The 18770-nt window shown below is 61.7% G+C and carries 12 protein-coding genes and 1 pseudogene; 5 read left to right on the forward strand and 8 right to left on the reverse strand.

Going from position 1 to position 18770, the window contains the following annotated elements:
* Window positions 1-73: 73 nt before the first annotated feature.
* Window positions 74-5908 carry a manganese-oxidizing multicopper oxidase MnxG gene (gene mnxG / locus ACRC4F_RS24670; protein ID WP_438661705.1) on the reverse strand — a complete coding sequence of 1945 codons (5835 nt, stop codon included), beginning with the start codon at window positions 5906-5908 and terminating at the stop codon, window positions 74-76.
* A 242-nt stretch (window positions 5909-6150) separates the two neighbouring features.
* The gene (locus ACRC4F_RS24675) at window positions 6151-6759 is read right to left on the reverse strand and encodes a lytic transglycosylase domain-containing protein (protein WP_438661706.1); all 609 of its coding nucleotides are present in this window, start codon (window positions 6757-6759) and stop codon (window positions 6151-6153) included.
* A gap of 195 nt (window positions 6760-6954) precedes the next feature.
* Between ACRC4F_RS24675 and gspG the strand changes: the two genes are divergently transcribed.
* The 3 genes from gspG (at window position 6955) to ACRC4F_RS24690 (ending at window position 9387) form a co-directional block, all read left to right on the forward strand.
* Complete coding sequence (gene gspG / locus ACRC4F_RS24680; RefSeq protein ID WP_438661707.1) at window positions 6955-7389, forward strand: type II secretion system major pseudopilin GspG; 435 nt, start codon at window positions 6955-6957, stop codon at window positions 7387-7389.
* Window positions 7390-7403: 14 nt separating this feature from the next.
* Entirely contained in the window at window positions 7404-8591 is a 1188-nt protein-coding gene (locus ACRC4F_RS24685; protein WP_438661708.1) for a type II secretion system F family protein, read from the forward strand.
* A 148-nt stretch (window positions 8592-8739) separates the two neighbouring features.
* Window positions 8740-9387: a hypothetical protein gene (locus ACRC4F_RS24690; protein WP_438661709.1), complete on the forward strand. Its 648-nt coding sequence runs from the start codon at window positions 8740-8742 to the stop codon at window positions 9385-9387.
* A gap of 72 nt (window positions 9388-9459) precedes the next feature.
* Here the strand turns inward: ACRC4F_RS24690 and ACRC4F_RS24695 are convergent, their stop codons facing one another.
* Complete coding sequence (locus tag ACRC4F_RS24695; protein ID WP_438661710.1) at window positions 9460-10356, reverse strand: LysR family transcriptional regulator; 897 nt, start codon at window positions 10354-10356, stop codon at window positions 9460-9462.
* A 161-nt stretch (window positions 10357-10517) separates the two neighbouring features.
* Between ACRC4F_RS24695 and ACRC4F_RS24700 the strand changes: the two genes are divergently transcribed.
* Window positions 10518-11537, forward strand: a complete 1020-nt coding sequence (locus tag ACRC4F_RS24700) for an alpha/beta hydrolase (RefSeq protein ID WP_438661711.1) — start codon at window positions 10518-10520, stop codon at window positions 11535-11537.
* 51 nt (window positions 11538-11588) lie between these two features.
* Complete coding sequence (locus ACRC4F_RS24705; RefSeq protein WP_438661712.1) at window positions 11589-13025, forward strand: mechanosensitive ion channel domain-containing protein; 1437 nt, start codon at window positions 11589-11591, stop codon at window positions 13023-13025.
* Between the two features lie 207 nt (window positions 13026-13232).
* Here ACRC4F_RS24705 and ycaC read toward each other — a convergent pair whose 3' ends face one another.
* The 5 genes and pseudogenes from ycaC to ACRC4F_RS24730 all read right to left on the reverse strand — a co-directional run bounded on the left by ycaC (window position 13233) and on the right by ACRC4F_RS24730 (window position 17434).
* Window positions 13233-13859, reverse strand: coding sequence for an isochorismate family cysteine hydrolase YcaC (ycaC, locus tag ACRC4F_RS24710; protein WP_123434523.1), 627 nt, complete (start codon window positions 13857-13859; stop codon window positions 13233-13235).
* 68 nt (window positions 13860-13927) lie between these two features.
* Window positions 13928-15766, reverse strand: coding sequence for an amidohydrolase (locus ACRC4F_RS24715; RefSeq protein WP_438661713.1), 1839 nt, complete (start codon window positions 15764-15766; stop codon window positions 13928-13930).
* Window positions 15763-16356 carry an antibiotic biosynthesis monooxygenase gene (locus ACRC4F_RS24720; RefSeq protein ID WP_438661714.1) on the reverse strand — a complete coding sequence of 198 codons (594 nt, stop codon included), beginning with the start codon at window positions 16354-16356 and terminating at the stop codon, window positions 15763-15765. The genes ACRC4F_RS24715 and ACRC4F_RS24720 overlap by 4 nt, the downstream gene beginning before the upstream one ends.
* Window positions 16349-16765: a DoxX family protein gene (locus ACRC4F_RS24725; protein WP_438661715.1), complete on the reverse strand. Its 417-nt coding sequence runs from the start codon at window positions 16763-16765 to the stop codon at window positions 16349-16351. Before ACRC4F_RS24725 ends, ACRC4F_RS24720 begins: the two co-directional genes overlap by 8 nt.
* Window positions 16766-17073: 308 nt before the next feature.
* A pseudogene (locus tag ACRC4F_RS24730) lies at window positions 17074-17434 on the reverse strand (DUF6124 family protein).
* Window positions 17435-18770 lie beyond the last annotated feature (1336 nt).

Raw genomic sequence — 18770 nt, forward strand, 5'->3', positions numbered from 1 at the left:
GAATGGCGCCTTCGCGGGCAAGCCTCGCTCCTACAGGGATGGGGGGGTGTCAGCCACCACCCCATCCCTGGCTTTACGGTGCCGGGGCCGGTTCAGGTTCGTTGGTCACCCGCAGCAATCCCCAAAGCCCGGCGGTGTTGCCGTAGGCGCCGTAGTCGCGGTACAGGTAGTCGCCCGGTATTGCGTTGCTGCCCCCGGCGCTCGGGTGCATGAAGCTGAAGTGCGCCGCCGGCAGGATGCTTTCTCGAGCGCCGATGTACATCGACATCGGGTTGTAGCCGAACCGCACCGACCCCACCCCTGGCGTGGCCAGCGGATAACCACCGACATCGCTTTTCTCCGACTGGAACGGGTTGACCGACCAGACGTGACCGTCCAGTTGGAAGGTCGTGCCGCGACTGCCACCGGTCGGCATCATGATGTGGGTGCGGAACGGTTGCCCCGGTTTCACATACAGCACCGGTGTCTGCGGATCGCCGCCGATCAGCGCGTTGCTGTAGGCCATATGCGCGTTAGGCACGTCACCGTAACCGGCACCGTCGGCATGCCCGAACGGCGCATCCGGCGCCAACCCGAAGCGGAACCAGATCGGCTCGGCCTTGTAGTTGATGGCCATGCTCGAGTTGTCCTGTGGATCGGTCGGTACACCGAAGCCTTCGGCGGCAATGCCTTCCACCGGCCGGCCGTTGGCCCAGCGGATGTTCAACGCTTTCTGCCAGACCATCGCGAAGTCGCGGTAAGTGGTCTGCCCTGGCGCCGTGACCGTTGCGTTGGTTTTGCGCGCATCCTCAACCCAAGTTGCGCCGATCGGCAGGATAGTCATCGCCCCACCCAAGCCTTTCTGCGGTTGTTTGATGAGGTCCGCCGGGGTGATATTCAGTCCGCCGAACTCCACCGCCGTGGCGTTGATGTTGTCGACACTGCGGCCCAGTTGCGTCACCGGTTTGCCTTCACGCTCCAGGTGCCCGGCGTAGTACTGATAAGTACGGGTCGGGTACGCGCCGCTGTTGCCGATGCGCGGTGGCACGGTCTGGGTCGGGTTGGCGCCGACGTTGGTGCCGTCGGATTTGGTGATGTCATACGCCAGCAGTTGCGCGTGCAGACCCACATGGCTCGACGGCCGCAACAGGTTGTTGGTGAAGATGGTCGAGCCCTGGCCATTGTTCCGGTCACGCTTGACCAGCCCTTGCATCACGGCCGTCTGGGTCAGGTCGGGCATGACCACAGGCAAGCGGTTTTCCAGGGTGACGTTGATGCAATCACCCGCCGCTGCACGCAACACCAGCGGTTCGACAGGCACGCCGGCTTTCAGCTTGCCAGTGGCCGGGTCGAGGTCGGATTTGCGCACGTACAGGATCGCAGTCGGATCATGCAACGGGCCGCTTTGACCGCCGATGGTGATCGTCTCGCCATCTTCAGGATCGACCACGGTGACCTGCGGGATGTTCACCGGCCGCGAGTTGAACACCAGGGTGCCACCCGCCGGATTCAACGGCCCACCCACGTGTTGGCCGATACCGGCCGGATCGCCGATGGTCAGGTTCAACGGATTGCGCAGGATGTCGTTGGCCAGCGCCGCCACCACTTCATAGTTGCGTTGCACGGTCGGCCGGGTGCCGATGCCGTTGGGGTTGGCACTGATCCGTGGGCAGGAGCCATCGAATGCCACGGTGTTGCGCATGCCCGCCGGTTTGGGGTTGTTTGGCACCGCGAACAGATCGCTGCGCTGGGCCGTGTAGTTGCGCATCACGCCCCAGATACCGTTCCAGTAACCTTCAATCGAAGCGTCCATCGAGTACAGGTAATCCCCCGTGGTCGCCGCCGAACTGGACAGCATCGAGACCGGCGCATTGAAGCCCATCTGTTCGGAGATACCGACCATCTGCGACGAGCGCCAGCCGGAGTTGGAGCTGTTGCCGAAACCGGAACCGCTTTGCAGCCATTTCACGCCGTGCAGGGTCACGTTGTGCTCTTCTTCGTGACCGCCGGCATGCACCCGCAGCCGCACGTTGTCCCCGGTGTAGGTACGCAACATTGGGGTGAACGGGTCACCCGGTTCCGCGCCGCCACGGTTGACGTGCGGCGGGAACAGCGTGGTGCCGCCGGTTGGACCCGTGGCGGCGGTGACCAGGTTCGGTGCCAGGTTCATCGCCGGAATGGCGCGGTCGGTACGGCTTTGCATGGCGTACGCCAGGTCGCCGCCGAGGCCGTCGGCTTGCATGCCGCGCTTGCCGTCCGGGCCGACCTTGTTCGGGTCGTACACCCGCAGGGCCAGCGGTTCGTTGCGGTAGTTGACCACGAACATGCCAGGGTCATCGACCGAGATCGCCTGTGGGCATGGCCGGGTCGGACAACCCGGCACCATGCCGCCCTGCACCTCGATGATGCCGTCGAGCAAGGTGCTGGCGTTGTTGCGCACCGGCGGGTTGATCGCGTAGCGGAAGCTGTCCGCGGTGGCCGGGAAGGCTTGCGGATTAGGCACGCCGTTAGGACCTGCGCCCACATACACACCGGCTTCATAGGCGTGCTGGAAGTCGCTGTACTCAAGGAAGAACTCACGGAAGCTGTCGTTCTTGCCGTCGCCATCGATGTCACCGGTGGACACCACCGCTTGCCACGAAGTCGGCCCGCCGTCCTGGCGCGCGCCGCTGTACAACGGCTCGCCGGTTTCAGCGTGGAACCAGGTGGAACCGGCCGGTTCAGCCAGCACGGTGGCGTACAGGCCAATCTGTTGGTGAGTCGATGGGCCGAGGTGGTCGTGGGTGAAAATGGTCCCCAGGCCACGGTCGACACCTTTGGCGTTCACCACCGGATCGACAAACCAGCGCTGCATCGCCGTGCGCGCCCCGACCCAATCCGCCCGGCCAAATTGACCGAAGTACGGGTGATTTTTGGCTTTCGGGCAGGCTGGGGTGCCGTCACGTGGATCGGTGCCGGTGCACTGGTTGAACTCGCGAATGGCGTGGATGCGTTCTTGCACGGCACCCGGGGAAAGCACGCCGTCTTCGTAGTTCCAGCCGTTGGCCGAACCGTCGGCCGCCGTCAGGTCCCATTTCGGCAGGTGAATGTGCTGGCCGATCACGTCGGTTGGCGTGCGCACCTGATAGTCGTCCATTTCATAGGTGGCCGGCACCAGGTTGGTTTGCTGGTATTGCACGCAGTCGAAGGTGTTCATGCGCATCACCAGCGGCTCTGGCGGACGCTGCTTGGTGATCACCGGCCAGGCGTCTTCCCACAGCGCCAGAATGCGCGCTTGCGGGAAGTGGTAGCCGACCTTGTTGTACACCGCGTCGAACTGGATGTTCGCCGCTTTGTAGATCCGTGGACGGTCGGCGGTGAAGGTCGAGGAGCCGGTGTAAGACATGCCGTCGGCCCGTTCGCCGCTGGCAAATTCGCCGGTGCCGGCACTGCTGGTCAGGCGTTTTTGCCGGTCGTCCATGCAGGGCTCGTAGTATGGCGCGCCGGCAATCGGCAAGGCGCCGTTGGTGCGGAAGGCCTTCGCCACGATTTGATTACCGGGCAGCAAGGCAAAGCTTGGATGGTCCTTTTTGGCGTGGAAGGCCATGGCCGCCTGTTCGACTTCGGTGCCCTCTTCCGGCATGTAGATCGGTTTGGCGCGGGTTACTTCCTTGGAGAAATCCAGCGACGTGGTAATGGTGTGCGCCACGCCACCGGCGGAGAAACCGTCCAGCGAATGCCGCCCCAGGCCGCCGTCCCAACCCCCGGACGAAGCCGGGTCGAGGTTGGCCCACAAGGCGTTGCCGCTGGTTTTCAAGGACTGAGCCTTGGCGGCGTCGAGCATGTCCAGCGGAGGAGTCGGTGGACGTTGGCCGACCGAGGTTTCCATGCCGCCGATCCAGAACGGATAGCCAGGGTTTTTCAGGCTGCCGTCGGCATTGCGGTTGGCTTCGCTGCGATCCACCAGGGCCAGGGAACCGATGGCTTGAGCGCCGCCGCTGCCGCCATGATGCTCGCCGTCGTCATCCTCTTCTTCATCGTCGTCATCGTTACCGGCGACCAGGGTTTCGCCGATTTTCGGCACCACTGCGACCTTGCCTGGCATGGGCGCCATGGCTTTGCCCGGCAGCGGCACGACCGCAGGAATCGGTGTACCGGCAATGATTTCGCCATCGGGCAAGGCCCGGGCGCCCGCCGCCGGTTTGCCGCTGCGCAATGCGTAGGGTTCGCTGTGGTAACCGTCGGTCCCTTGTTGCGAGACTTCGAGTTTGGTGCCTTCTTCAAACACGTCGTGGACCCGCCACATGCTCCACATGCCTTGAGCGAAGTGCGGGTAGAAGTGGCAGTGGTAGATCGCATCACCGGCGACGCGGTTGCGGTTGCCCGACCCCCCATTGGCGATTTCATAGGTGTAGCCGGCGCCCGGGCCGATGCCCTGGGCATCTACATAGTCGGAGTTGTCGTCGTTGGGGTTGAACAGCCACTGATGCCCGTGCAGGTGGAAGATGTGCTGCTCGTGGCCGTTGTGGGTGTTGCGGAATTTGACGAAGTCGCCGATGTAGCTGTGGTTGACGTTGGACGGCTCGGATGGGTACAGCGCCATGGTCGCCTTGACGCCGATCTGATCGGCGTTCGGAACCTGCCCTGGAAGAATGCCTTCCAGACCGGCGTTGGCCGGCACGTCCACCAGCATCGCCACGTCGCCGACGGTGTGCGAACTGAGGAAGAACTCTTCATAGGCGCAAGACAGGCAATCATGCATCGGCCCGACGCCCAACCGATTGGCCACCACCTCGGCACCCATGCCACCGGAGCCATAGTTGATCATGAACGAGTCGCGGGTCGGCTCCAGCACATGGGCCATGACCGGGTCCGCCCAGTAAGCGGGGAACGCCTGGGTCGCGGCGGTTTCATCCTGGAACTGCGAGGCGAAATCGCGGAACGGTTCGAGCCGGTTCGGAATTGCCGGGTTGCGTTTGCCGACGGCTTCCAGCGGATAGGTCGAAGGCGGGAAGCTGCCGTCGGCGTTGCTGCCCATCACAATCGCATCGCTTTCGCTGGAAATGATTTCATTGCCGTCGACCATGTTGATGATCGGCGTGCCGGCCTTGCCTTCACGGATCCAGGGTTCGCGCTGCGGGTAGCGCGCCTGGTAATCGACGATCGGTTGACCGGCCGGGGTGCGGCCGCCGCTGGCCAGGCGCATCTCTTCTTCGGTCACTGTGTTGCGGTAGCTGCGGCCGCCCTTGGGCACCACAACGACCTGGCCGAAGAGGCCGTTGGCAACGTTGCCCGCATCGCCTTCACCACCGAACGTCGCGCCACGGCTGCTTGCAGCGAATGCACCTTCGCGCTCAGCGAACAACGTGTAGGAACGGGTGCCGCCCGGGGCCACCAGCGAATTGCCGTTGCGCCCGGTGTACGAGGCGATGTCGTCGATGCTGTTGACCGCTTGCATGCCGTTGACCTGGAAGCCGACATGACGGTCAGTGACCTGCTCATCGACTTTGAAATCGTCTGCTTCACCGATCTCGACTTCGCCTTCGATCTCGCCCTCTTCTTCCTCGCCGTGGTCATGCGAACCGGGGTTGGCTTGATAGGCCAGCAAGTTCTGCAGGTTGATGGTCAGGCAGTCGCCGGCGGCAACCCGCAGCACCAAGGGACGCGGACGCTTGTCGGGCCGCAGCGAGACTTTGCCCGGCACCGCTGCGCCGCCCTGGGCCAGGGACACGTTATGGTCGTCGACCACGTCCCGGCGCAGGGCGAACATCATGCCGTTGACGTTCTGGGCGCCGAGGCGGTTGAACATCAGCGGCTGATCCAGCGCCACGACGTTTGCCACCAGGTTGCGCTCGCAACGCAAGGCTGCCTCTGCCAGGTCGATGCCGAACATCGACACCACCAACAGCGCAAATTTGAAAAAGGACGAAGCGTTCGGTATGCCGGTCATGATCACGGGCCTCGCTGTGGGTGCTCACAGGGAATAGTTCTCGACAAATCCCCTTGAGCAATCCGCATGCCATAAAAAATTCAGTTGGTTTTCAGCCAGTTACAGCAACGATTTGAGAACCCGGGGGATATCCCCCACTTATTTCCCCCACTTTCCCGGGTGGACCCGACTGCTACGGGGCGAATGCGATCTTCGGTCGGTGGTACAAACCGGGTTGCCCCACATATGGGGGATTGCCCCAATCACAGCGGCGCATCCACGGGCATGCCCTGCAAGCGCCGGTACTGGCGCAAGACACTGGGTACATAACGCTGGGTTTCGGCGAACGGCGGGATCACCCCGCCACGGCTCAGCACCGCTTGTGGACCGGCGTTGTAGGCGGCTACGGCGAGGGCGATGTCGTTGTCGAACAGGGTCAGCAGGCGCTTGAGGTATTTGGCGCCGCCCTGGATGTTGGCCTTGGGGTCATAGACATTTTTCACGCCCATTTCCCGCGCCGTGTCGGGCATCAATTGCATCAGCCCGCCGGCGCCTTTGGGGGACGTCGCATCCGAGTTGTAGCGGGACTCTTCGCGGATCACCGCGTGCAACAACGCCGCCGGCAATTCATTGGCCGTGGCGGCCGCCGAAACCAGCTCTGCGTAAGGTTGTCTGGCAATCATCTGTGGCTGCTGATCAAGACCGACCAGCGAGGATTGGGGTTCGTGAATGACCCGTTCATAGGTGCGGCCGGGACGGTGAACATTGGACAGTACGTAGCTGCCCTTGGCGTCAACGGAAACGAACACATCGGCCTGTGCGACGCTCGTCAGCAGCAAACAGCCGAGCAGTCCTGTGGTGAGTGTTTTCATTATTTTGCCTCCCCTGCCCGGCCCCGAAAAATGGGGGTAATGCCCCAATGGCCGGTAGTGAATCAGCCATACGCAAGCACTGTGCCGAAAGCGCAAAGGCCCGGAATACAGGGGTTTCGGATGGATGAACGGGGGTGAGCATGGCAATTGCATACGCCTTCAGGGCGACCCTTCTGCCGACTGTGTGAGGTCATCATGAATCAGCGTTTGCGTTCCGCCCCGCGTACTCAAAGCGGGTTCACCCTGCTCGAACTGTTGGTGGTGCTGGTGGTGCTCGGGCTGTTGGCCGGCATCGTCGCGCCGAAGTATTTCGCCCAACTGGGCCGCTCCGAAGTGAAGGTGGCCAAGGCGCAAATCGAAGGCCTGGGCAAAGCGCTCGACCTGTACCGTCTGGAGGTCGGCCATTACCCGTCGACCGAACAGGGCTTGCAGGCGCTGGTCACGGCGCCCAGCGATGAAACCAAATGGACCGGTCCTTATTTGCAGAAAAAACTGCCTCAGGATCCGTGGGGCCGTAACTACAACTACCGCTACCCCGGCGAAAACGGCGAATACGATCTGCTGTCCATGGGCAAGGACGGCCAACCCGGCGGCGATGGCGAAAACGCCGAAGTCACCAGCTGGCAATGACGGGGGTGGCGACCATGCGCTTTCATCTCAAGGCAGTGGGCAAGGCCGGCGTGGTCTCGATGACCGTCGAGGCGCCCGGCCACAGCGAAGCCCGGCGCATCGTCGAAGACCAGGGCTTGCGGGTGGTCAGCCTGCACGTCGAACGGCACTGGCGCGCATTGCGCCTTCGACAGCGCGAGACCTTCAACCTGGTGCTGTTCAGCCAGGAGCTGACCACCTTGCTCAACGCCGGCCTGCCGTTGATCGATGCGCTGGAAAGCCTCGCGGAAAAAGAGAACGCGCCACAGGCCCGTAAAACCTTGAGCGAACTGGTGCGCCTGCTTTACGAAGGTAAATCGTTCTCCCAGGCATTGGCCCAGTTGTCGGCAGTGTTCCCTCCGCTCTACGTGGCGCTGGTGCAGTCCAGCGAGAAGACCGGCGCCGTGGGCGATGCCCTGGGCCGCTATGTCAGCTATCGACAGCGCATGGACGAGGTCCGGCAAAAGATCGTGAGCGCTTCGATCTACCCCCTGCTGTTACTGGTGGTGGGCGGCGGCGTGGTGTTGTTTTTGATGGGTTATGTGGTGCCGCGCTTCAGCCTGGTGTTCGAAGGGCTGGGGTCGAACCTGCCGTGGCTGTCGCAAGTGCTGATGAGCTGCGGGATGTTCCTGCACGCGCACCAGGGTGAGTTCTTCGGCTCATTGGCGGCGATCGTCGTCGCCCTCGGCTTCCTCCAGCGCCAACCGGCCTTTCGCCGAGGCGTCGACCGGGTGATTGAAAAACTCCCGGCGGTTCATCAACGCATCTTCATGTACGAACTGGCGCGCTTCTATCGCTCACTGGGCATCCTGCTGCAGGGCGGCATCCCACTCGTCACCGCCATGGGCATGGTCCGCGGCCTGCTCACCCCCGCCTCCCGCGTGCGCCTGGACCAGGCCTGCGAACGAGTCCGCGAAGGGCAATCGCTATCGGCCGCACTCGAACTCAATCACCTGGTGACCCCGGTGTCCCTGCGCTTGCTGCGAGCGGGCGAACAGTCCGGCAACCTCGGGCAGATGATGGAGCGCAGCGCCGACTTCTACGACGAAGAAATCAGCCGCTGGATCGAGTGGTTCGTGCGGCTGTTCGAACCCTTGCTCATGACCTTCATCGGCCTGCTGATCGGGGTCATCGTGATCCTGATGTACATCCCGATCTTCGAACTGGCCTCGAGTATTCACTGATTCTGGAACAAGGTCGGGTTGTACCGTTCATCGTTCATCCACGTTGCAACTGAATTAATCAGCGCGCTGCGGTGTTCACCCATTGAATCGAGCAGCAAGTTGCATTGTTCATCAACGTTCCAACCTGAATAAGAAGACGGAGAACGACATGCACATCAACAAGCTTTTACTGGCAGTAGCGATTGGCGCAGTTCTGTCGGCGTCTACCGTATTGATCCCGGACAGTTTGTCCGGGGTGTCGAGTGCACAGGCCAAGGATGGTAGTGGTGGCGGTGGATCGGGAGGCGGTGGGGGCGGATCCGGTGGCGGCGGTGGTGGTGGATCCGGCGGCGGTGGCAATGGCGGTGGCGGTGGAAGCGGTGGCGGCGGCAATGGCGGTGGTCACGGTGGAAGCGGTGGCGGCGGCAACGGCGGTGGTCACGGCGGAAGCGGCAGTGGTGGCAATGGCGGTAGTCACGGCGGAAGCGGCAACGGTGGTAACAGTGGCAGCGGCGGCAATAGCGGCAGCGGTCACAGCGGCAGCGACCATGGTTCGGGGCACTCCGGCAACACCGCCTCATCCTCCTCCGGTCGCAGCGGTACCCACGCCGAACCGGGCGACGATCATGGCGTTCATCGTTCAGGCGAAGTCGGCCACAATCGCGGCGTCCATCGCTCCGGCGAAATCGGCGACGACCATGGCGTGCATCGCTCCGGCGAAATCGGTGATGACCACGGCGTGCATCGCTCCGGTGAGATCGGCGATGACCATGGCGTGCATGTCGGTGGCGAGCCAGGCGATGACAAAAGGACCTGACAGACACTGATCACAAGACCACCACAAACCCCTGTGGGAGCAGGCTCACTCCCACAGTGGAAAGGGTGAGCCTTACAACCCACCCTCAACCCGATCCAGCCGCTCGCGCAAAAACTCGATCAACGCCTGCACCGGCCGCGAACTCTGGCGGTGTTGCGGATACACCGCTGACAACGTCAGCGGCTGCGGTCGAAACTCATCCAGCACTGGCACCAGCCGCCCCTCCTTCAGCGCCGCGCCAACAATAAACGTCGGCAAGTACGTGATCCCCATCCCGGCCACCGCCGCATCCTTGAGCAACTCACCGTTATTGACTCGCATCCTGCCCGTCACGTTGACGGTCAGCGGCTTGCCCTGCCCTTCGAAACGCCATTGCACCTGGCGTCCGTGGCCGTAAGGCAGGCAGTCATGGCTGTGCAGATCTTCAGGTTTGAGCGGCGTGCCGCGCTCGGCAAGGTAAGCCGGGCTGGCGCAGTAAACGCGCTGGATAGAGGCGATACGGCGGGCGATCAGGGTCGAGTCTTCCAGCATGCCGATGCGCAACGCCAGGTCGTAGCCCTCACTGAGCAAGTCCACCGGCCGATCGCTCAAGTCCACCTCCACAGTGACATCGCGATAGCGCTGCAAAAACACCGGCAGCAGGCAACCCAAATGCGCCAGCGCGAACGACAACGGTGCGCTCACGCGAATGGTGCCGCGCGGCTCGGTGGTCTGGCCGGCGATGCCCTGTTCCACCTGCTCGACTTCACCGAGCAGGCGTAACGCCGACTCGTAGTAACTCTGGCCCAGCGGCGTGACGTCCAGCCGCCGCGTCGAGCGATTGAGCAAGCGCACGCCCAAGCGCTCTTCGAGCTGCATCAGGCGACGGCTGACGAACTGCTTGGACAGGCCCAACTGATCGGCTGCCGAGGTGAAGCTGCCGGAGTCCATGACCTGGCAAAAAATACGCATATCTTCGAACGGGTTCATTGTCACGCCTTGGTTGACAGTCAAACACTTTATAGCGGCTTTTTCCCTTTTGAGCGACCTATTAATCTGTGTCCACGGTGTTGCTGAGGCCTGATCTACCGCGCCAGCAGCGACCTGACCTTAGGTAATCAATCTCAAATTAACTAAAAAGGATTTAACCCATGAACCTCGTCAACAAAACCCTGACCGCATCCCTCCTCGCCCTCTCCATCGGCAACGCATTCGCCGCCGGCAGCCCGGGTGTCGAACACAACACCCAAGCCTTCCTCGAAGCCCTCGCCGCCGGGGGTGGCAAGCCGCTTGAGCAGATGACCCCGAAAGAGGCCCGTGCGGTACTGACCGGTGCGCAAAACTCGGTGAAGGTTGATCTGTCGGGTGTAGACGTCAGCGACCGCGCGATCAAGGTCGACGGGCAAACCATCAATCTGAAAATCGTCCGGCCGGCCAAGGTCAAAGGTGAATTGCCGGTGTTCATGTTCTTCCACGGTGGCGGCTGGGTGCTGGGTGATTACCCGACTCACCAACGTCTGATCCACGACCTGGTGGTCGGCTCCGGCGCCGTCGCGGTGTATGTCGATTACACGCCATCGCCCGAAGCGCACTACCCGACCGCGATCAACCAGGCCTACGCCGCGACCCGCTGGGTGGCCGAGCATGGCAAAGACATCGGCGTCGACGGCAAACGCCTGGCGGTGGCCGGCAACAGCGTCGGCGGCAACATGGCGGCGGTCGTGGCCTTGATGGCCAAAGAACAGAAAACCCCGGCGCTGCGCTTCCAGTTGTTGATGTGGCCGGTGACCAATGCGCAGTTCGACAGTGGCTCGTATCAGCAATTTGCCGAAGGACACTTCCTGACCAAGGGCATGATGAACTGGTTCTGGGACAGCTACACCACAGACCAGGCCGAGCGTGCGCAGATCCATGCCTCGCCGCTGCAAGCCAGTGCCGAACAGCTGAAGGGCTTGCCCGCCGCCCTGGTACAAACCGCTGAGTTCGACGTGTTGCGAGACGAAGGCGAAGCCTACGCCCGCCACCTCGACGCGGCCGGTGTGCCGGTCACGGCGGTGCGCTACAACGGCATGATTCACGACTTCGGCCTGCTCAACCCGCTGAGCCAGATTGCGGAGGTGAAAGCGGCGGTTCGCCAGGCGGCATTGGAACTCAAGACTCACTTGAACTGAGTCCCTCCCCCTCGCCACAAAATCGATTTACAAACCCTTCCGGAGTCTCCCATGTCCTTTATCCTCACCCATCTGCTGTCCTGGAGTGCCCTGCTGCTGGTGATCGACGCCCTGCTCTGGCACCTCGCGCCGTTCAAGCATCGCGTCACGCGGGTTGGTGTGCGGCTGGCGCTGTTCGTGATGTTCAGCGCGCTGGTGATCAATGCTGGCGTGAGCCCGTTGCAGGCGCCGCTGTTGACCGAGGATCGCGTCGCTCAATTGGGAGCGACGGCGCTGGGGATTCTCTGGTGGTTGTACGCCGCGCGGGTGCTCACCGAAGTCATCGGCCTGGTGCTGATGCGCCGCATCGGTCACAGCGGCCGCTTGTTGCAGGACGTCATCGGTGCACTGGTATTCCTGATCGCCATCGTCGCGGCGGCCGGGTACGTGCTGGAGCTGCCGGTGAAAGGCTTGCTGGCGACGTCCGGCGTCGTGGCCATCGTCGTCGGCCTGGCGTTGCAAAGCACCTTGAGCGATGTGTTTTCCGGGATCGTGCTGAACACCACCAAGCCGTATCAGGTGGATGACTGGATCATGATCGATGGCGTCGAGGGCAAAGTGCTCGACATCGACTGGCGCGCCACCCACCTGCTGACCAGCGCCGGCAGCACGGCCGTGGTGCCGAACTCGGTGGCGGCCAAGGCGAAGATCGTCAACCTCAGTCGACCGAACAACATGCACGGCGTGTCGATCAGCATCCAGGTGCCCAACCACATTCGTCCACGTCGGGTGCTGGATGCACTGGAGCGCACGCTTCAAGGCAGCAGCAGTTTGCTGCTCAACCCGGCACCGAAAGCGGTACTCAAAGAAGCCGGCGAAAGCATGTCCGAGTACGTGGCCAGCGGTTTTATCGCCGAGCTGGGGAAGAAAAGCGAAGTGCGTAATCAACTGTTCGACCTGGCGCATCGGCACCTTGAAGCGGCAGGGATTTCCCGACAGATCGATGGCGTGATTGAACCGACAACCCGCGCACGAGCGTTGCTGGATGAAGTGAAAGTCTTCCGTTCCCTGAGCGACGACGAGCGCGACCAATTGGCTCAGTCGATGGTCCCGCAGCAGTACGCGGCAGGCCAGGTGGTATTGGAATTGGGTGAAGTGCCGGAAAGCCTGATGGTAATCGCCACGGGTGTGGTCAGCGCTACCGTGCCGGATGGCAACGGGCAAACCGAAGCGGGTCGCATGGGGCCGAGTGAAGTGATGGGTGAACAAAGCATCCTCACCGACACACCGTCCCAGGCCACCTTCACCACCTTGACCTCGTGCATCATTTACCGGATCGACAAATCCCTGACCCGTGATTGCATGGAGCAACAGGTTGAAGTGGGTCGGGCGCTGAACAAGCTGCAAGCGGTGCGGCAGCAGAACAGCCGGTTGGCGTTGATGGCCAAACCTGTACAGATCAAGAAAGGAGGATTTCTGAGCTGGTTGCAGAAGCGCCAACAGGCCTAGTTTTTGTGGCTGACTAAATTTTGTGGTGGAGGGCTTTTGTGGCGAGGGAGCTTGCTCCCGCTTGAGTGCGCAGCGCTCACAAAATTGGGGCCGCTTCGCAGCCCAGCGGGAGCAAGCTCCCTCGCCACAATAACTTCGCCACAGAATCGGGTTATGTCAGACAAAAAAATGCCCGCACAGTCGCGGGCATTTTTTGGATCGCCGGGCTTACTTCGACGTCAGCACCGAGTAGCTGTTCATCAGGTTGCGATAGTTCGGAATGCGCGGTGACAGCAGGTTCGCCAGGCCTTCCATGTCGTTGCGCCAGTCGCCCTGCAACTCGCACGCCACCGAGAACCAGTTCACCAATTGAGCACCGGCCGCCGCCATGCGGGCCCATGCCGCTTGCTGCACGGTTTCGTTGAAAGTGCCCGATGCGTCGGTCACCACAAACACCTCAAAACCTTCCGCCAGCGCCGACAGCGTCGGGAACGTTACGCAAACGTCGGTCACCACACCGGCGATGATCAGTTGCTTGCGGCCAGTCGCCTTGACTGCCTTGACGAAATCTTCGTTGTCCCAGGCATTGATCTGGCCCGGACGCGGGATGTACGGCGCGTCCGGGAACAGTTCTTTGAGCTCAGGCACCATCGGGCCGTTCGGGCCGTTTTCGAAGCTGGTGGTGAGGATGGTCGGCAGTTTGAAGAACTTGGCCAGGTCCGCGAGGGCCAGCACATTGTTCTTGAATTCGTTCGGCGAGAAATCCTGGACCAGAGAAATCAGGCCAGTCTGGTGGTCGACCAACAGGACAACAGCATCGTCTTTGTTCAGGCGTTTGTACGGAACGTTGCTCATGTGAAACTCCTCGATGGATGGGTATTACGCACGGCGCCGACACAGTGCATCGGCGCTAGATGTGATCGTCAGAACGCGAAGCACGAGCAGCCGAACGCGCCCCAGAAACCGGCGAAATCGCTGACCGGCGCGTTCGATAAGCGGGCCTTTTCATGGCTGTGGGAATGCACGCCACACGGCCCGCTGCAATGGTGAACCTGCGCCTGCATCGGCGACGTCGGGCGCCAGTGACCCGGCACCTTGACCACCGGCGACCAGTCCGGCAGTACCGGCACGCTGGCAGGTCCCAGTTTTTCGAAATCACCGGCGGCGTACACCACCTTGCCGCCGACCACGGTCAACACCGATTCGATCCACTTGATCGCTTCTTCATCGACATTGAAAAAGTCCGCGCTCAAGGCCGCGACGTCAGCCAGTTGGCCGACTTTGATCATGCCTTTCTTGCCCTGCTCGGAAGAGAACCAGGCGCTGCCGTGGGTGAACAGCTCCAGCGCAGTTTGTCGCGAAAGCCCCTCGGCGTGCAGTTCCAGGCCGCCTACCGTGCGACCGCTGACCATCCAGTACAACGAGGTCCACGGGTTGTAGCTCGACACTCGCGTGGCATCGGTGCCGGCGCCGACCGGTACACCTTCAGCCAACATGCGCTTGATCGGCGGCGTGGCTTCGGCGGCTTTGGCGCCATAACGCTCGACGAAATACTCACCCTGAAACGCCATGCGATCCTGAATTGCGATACCACCGCCCAGCGCCCTCACCCGCTCGATGTTCTGCGGGGTGATGGTTTCAGCGTGGTCGAAGAACCACGGCAAACCGTTGAACGGAATGTCGCGGTTGACCTTCTCGAACACGTCGAGCATGCGGCTGATGGATTCGTTGTACGTGGCGTGCAGACGGAACGGCCAGCGCTGCTCGACGAGGTGGCGCACCACCGGTTCCAGCTCGTCTTCCATGGTCTGCGGCAGGTCCGGACGCGGCTCGAGGAAGTCCTCGAAATCCGCCGCCGAGAACACCAGCATTTCCCCGGCGCCGTTGTGCCGCAGGTAATCATCGCCCTGATGCAGGGTCACGCTGCTGGTCCAGTTCTTGAAGTCGGTCAGCTCTTCTTTCGGCTTCTGCGTGAACAGGTTGTAGGCGATGCGAATGGTCAGTTGCTGGTCCTTGGCCAACTGCTCGATCACCTGGTAATCATCCGGATAATTCTGGAAACCGCCGCCGGCATCGATGGCGCTGGTCAGGCCAAGGCGGTTAAGTTCGCGCATGAACTGGCGGGTCGAGTTGACCTGATATTCCAGCGGCAACTTCGGACCCTTGGCCAGCGTCGAGTACAGAATCATCGCGTTGGGACGCGCCACCAGCATGCCGGTCGGCTCGCCGTTGCTATCGCGCACAATCTCGCCACCCGGCGGGTTCGGCGTGTTGCGGGTGTAACCGGCCACGCGCAATGCGGCGCGGTTGAGCAAGGCACGGTCGTACAAATGCAGAACAAACACTGGCGTGTCCGGCGCGGCCTGGTTGAGTTCTTCGAGGGTCGGCATACGCTTTTCAGCGAACTGGAATTCGTTCCAGCCACCGACCACCCGCACCCATTGCGGCGTGGGCGTGCGATCGGCCTGGTCCTTGAGCATGCGCAAGGCATCGACCACCGACGGCACGCCCTCCCAACGCAGCTCGAGGTTGTAGTTCAAACCGCCACGGATCAGGTGCAAGTGCGAGTCGTTGAGGCCGGGAATGACGCAACGGCCCTTGAGGTCAATGACCTGGGTGCCCGACCCGCGCAGGGCCATGGCCTCGGCGTCGGTGCCGACCGCAACGAAGCGACCTTCGCTGATCGCCACCGCACTGGCGCGTGGGTTTTCACGGTCAACGGTATGAAATTGGCCATTGAATAAAATCAGATCGGCGTTCATCGCGTTTCCTTGGACGGAGTGGAATGGGACAGCCAGGGCGCGAACAGACGCGTCGCCATCGGCATGAACAGGTACACCACCGAGACGACGATGGTCAGCGTGATCAGGAACGTGGCGACCACGTAATTGGACAGAATGGCGTTGAGTTGCAGCAGCGGACCCCAGAGCAGCGGCACCAGCAAGGTGTGCGGCAGAATCACCAACAATGTCACCACCGCCTGCTTCCAGCGTGGTGGCGGTGGCGAAGCGGCATCGGCTTGCGGCGCGAACCAGAACTCGTTGACCGGATTGACCTCGGTCTGGTCGCCATCGGCGAGCATTGGCGTGGCTTCGTTGACCAGCGCCAGGCGCTGCGGCGAATCGAGCCAGCGTTGCATCGCCTCGGTGGTGCAAAAGCGCAGCACGCAGGTGTACATATCGAGGCCGGCGTTTTTTCCGCGCATCACATCCACGCCCAAATGCCCTTCCTGCTGCCCGGCGATGCTGACAATGTTGCGCAACCAGGCTTCGTAGGGCACTTCAAAACCGGCCTTGACCCGGTGCTTGATCACCAGGGTCACGACTTCCTCGAAACGATTGGATTCAGGCATAACGCAAAGCTCCGGCGAATCGCACATTGAGCGCCAGCCGTCCCGGCCCGGCGATAAGAAGACTGGTGAACAGAATCAACAGCAGCCAGCCGAACTGCCCTTCATCGACGCTCCATTGCGCATGCACCACCAGCAACGCGACCAGCAACACCGCCAGAATCGGCAGGCACGCCAAGCGCACCAACACCCCGGCGATGATCAGCAACGGGCACACCACCTCGGCAAAAATCGCCAGCATCAGCGTGACGTTTGCGCCTACGTGGAAAGGGTCTTCGATGACCTGCAGTTGAGCGCTGTAGTGAAGCAGCTTCGGCAAACCGTGCACCCACAGCAAAAACAAACCGCCAGTGACCCGCAGAAACAGCAGGCCGAGATCCTGGGCCCGTTCATCCCATCGCGACGTATTCATGGGCTCACCTGCACAAATGAAAAACTACCGGCGTCGTTGCGCCGGGACTTCATTTGATAGTGCCGGTGTGGGGGCGGGAAAAATTGGATGTACGTGCTCTTTTTGCGGCGTACTCCAACCTGTAATCCACCGAAAATCCCTGTGGGAGCGAGCGTGCTCGCGATGGCGGTGGGTCAGGCGACATCAATGTTGAATGTCATGCCGCCATCGCGAGCAGGCTCGCTCCCACAGGGGATCTTCATTGCTGGAAGGTTTCTGCCAGGCACAAAAAACGGCCTCATCGAGACCGTTCTTTTCAACTGACGCCGTTACCGCGGATCAACACCATCCAGCGCTCGATTCACCGCCAGCTCGGCCAGCATGATGACCTGCTGAATGCCCAGCATCGTATGCCGCTGCCGCCCCTCCAGATGCCCCGCAAAATCACCGGCCAGCACACTCGCCGACGCCAGGGATTCGCAAGCGTGGGGCCAACAGGCTTTCGTTATCGATATCGGGGGCGATGATGAACATTGTGCTGGGCTTGCGGATGACGGGGGCTTTCAGGGCCGACGGATTGAGATAGTGATCGAGTGCGCGGTCGGCGGCCTCGTTGAGTTCCTTGGGATCGAGGGGATCGTAGGGGGAAACGTCGTCGGGTTCAGGGGGATTGGGTGTGGCCTTGAACATGGTGAATCTCCATTTATACCTGTTGGAACACCAGCACCTGTCGCTAAACAAGTAAGGGTGGCGGCTGTACGCAGGTTAGCGAACCGAGAGGTATAAGACCCGGCAGACCCGAAGGCCTCCCGCGCACAGCCACCATATCGAATCTGCAGACATTCGCCTGCAGTAAAGATGGAGCGTGTTGCGCTTATACCTGATCAGGTCGCTGAACCCGATCGCTGATTGCCAGCGATGCGGAAACGATAAAGACCAGGCACAAAGCGCACAAGCCGGCGGATTCTGGCGCAGTCGTAGGCAACGGCGCAAGGATGTGTAGCTTTCAGGACGTAACGCTAAACACCATTAAACACAGCCCTCGAATTAACACATTTTCCCTGTGGGAGCGAGGTTGCTCGCGATGGCGGTGTGTCATTCAGCATTGATGTTGGCTGATCCACTGCCATCGCGAGCAGGCTCGCTCCCACAGGGGAATGGTGTGTGTCTGCAAGAGACTGGTCGGCTGTCAGGCCGTCATCGCTGGCAGGCCAGCTCCCACAAGGTTTGATGTTCATCAGCGAGAGACTGGTCGGCTGTCGGGCCGCCTTCGCTGGCAGGCCAGCTCCCACAAGGTTTGATGTTTCATCAGCAAGAGACTGGTCGGCTGTTAGGCCGTCATCGCTGGCAGGCCAGCTCCCACAATGAATGATGTGTGCCTGCAAGAGACTGATCGGCTGTCAGGCCGCCTCAATGGCAGGCCAGCTCCCACAGGGGTTTGGTGTACATCAGCAAGAAACTGGTCGGCTGTCAGGCCGCTATCGCTGGCAAGCCAGCTCCCACAAGAATGATGCGTGCCTGCAAGAGATTGGTCGGCTGTCAGGCCGCCATCGCGAGCAGGCTCACTCCTACAGTGGATCGGCGTACACGTTTTGCTTTTCACCACTCAACAGGCCGAGCGTTAGCTCGCCTGCAGCTCTTGATCTTGATCTGGCTTTTGATCTGCCCGCCCCGTCGGGAGGCTGAGTGGAGGCGTTCATCTGGGGGGTAGGCGCGTAGCGCCGTGCGGCGAAGCCGCACACATCGAGAGGAGGTCGAAGCGAAGCCGACCGGAGGCGATGCCCCCAGATGAATGCCGGAGCGAAGGAACGCCGAGCCTAGGCGAGGGGCTGGACGTTGGGGCGAAGACCTTTGCTTCCTTTGGGGCGTTTGCCAAAGGGAGTCGCTGTAAGAGCGAAACCATAAGCGGCCGTTACCGCAGGAATGGATATGCACACCTGAAAGAGACTGGTCGGCTATCAGGCCGCCATCGCTGGCAGGCCAGCTCCCACAGTTGAAGGGTGTGAACACAAAGGAATGTGGTCGG

The sequence above is a fragment of the Pseudomonas sp. genome (genome assembly GCF_051660785.1).
Lineage (GTDB): Bacteria > Pseudomonadota > Gammaproteobacteria > Pseudomonadales > Pseudomonadaceae > Aquipseudomonas.

What these genes read in the sequence shown, in the direction of transcription:
- mnxG (WP_438661705.1), bottom strand. Translation starts at nt 5,908, where the DNA reads ATGACCGGCATACCGAACGCTTCGTCCTTTTTCAAATTTGCGCTGTTG.
- ACRC4F_RS24715 (WP_438661713.1), bottom strand. Translation starts at nt 15,766, where the DNA reads ATGAACGCCGATCTGATTTTATTCAATGGCCAATTTCATACCGTTGAC.
- ACRC4F_RS24685 (WP_438661708.1), top strand. Translation starts at nt 7,404, where the DNA reads ATGCGCTTTCATCTCAAGGCAGTGGGCAAGGCCGGCGTGGTCTCGATG.
- ACRC4F_RS24700 (WP_438661711.1), top strand. Translation starts at nt 10,518, where the DNA reads ATGAACCTCGTCAACAAAACCCTGACCGCATCCCTCCTCGCCCTCTCC.
- ACRC4F_RS24690 (WP_438661709.1), top strand. Translation starts at nt 8,740, where the DNA reads ATGCACATCAACAAGCTTTTACTGGCAGTAGCGATTGGCGCAGTTCTG.
- ACRC4F_RS24695 (WP_438661710.1), bottom strand. Translation starts at nt 10,356, where the DNA reads ATGAACCCGTTCGAAGATATGCGTATTTTTTGCCAGGTCATGGACTCC.
- ycaC (WP_123434523.1), bottom strand. Translation starts at nt 13,859, where the DNA reads ATGAGCAACGTTCCGTACAAACGCCTGAACAAAGACGATGCTGTTGTC.
- ACRC4F_RS24725 (WP_438661715.1), bottom strand. Translation starts at nt 16,765, where the DNA reads ATGAATACGTCGCGATGGGATGAACGGGCCCAGGATCTCGGCCTGCTG.
- ACRC4F_RS24675 (WP_438661706.1), bottom strand. Translation starts at nt 6,759, where the DNA reads ATGAAAACACTCACCACAGGACTGCTCGGCTGTTTGCTGCTGACGAGC.
- ACRC4F_RS24720 (WP_438661714.1), bottom strand. Translation starts at nt 16,356, where the DNA reads ATGCCTGAATCCAATCGTTTCGAGGAAGTCGTGACCCTGGTGATCAAG.
- ACRC4F_RS24705 (WP_438661712.1), top strand. Translation starts at nt 11,589, where the DNA reads ATGTCCTTTATCCTCACCCATCTGCTGTCCTGGAGTGCCCTGCTGCTG.
- gspG (WP_438661707.1), top strand. Translation starts at nt 6,955, where the DNA reads ATGAATCAGCGTTTGCGTTCCGCCCCGCGTACTCAAAGCGGGTTCACC.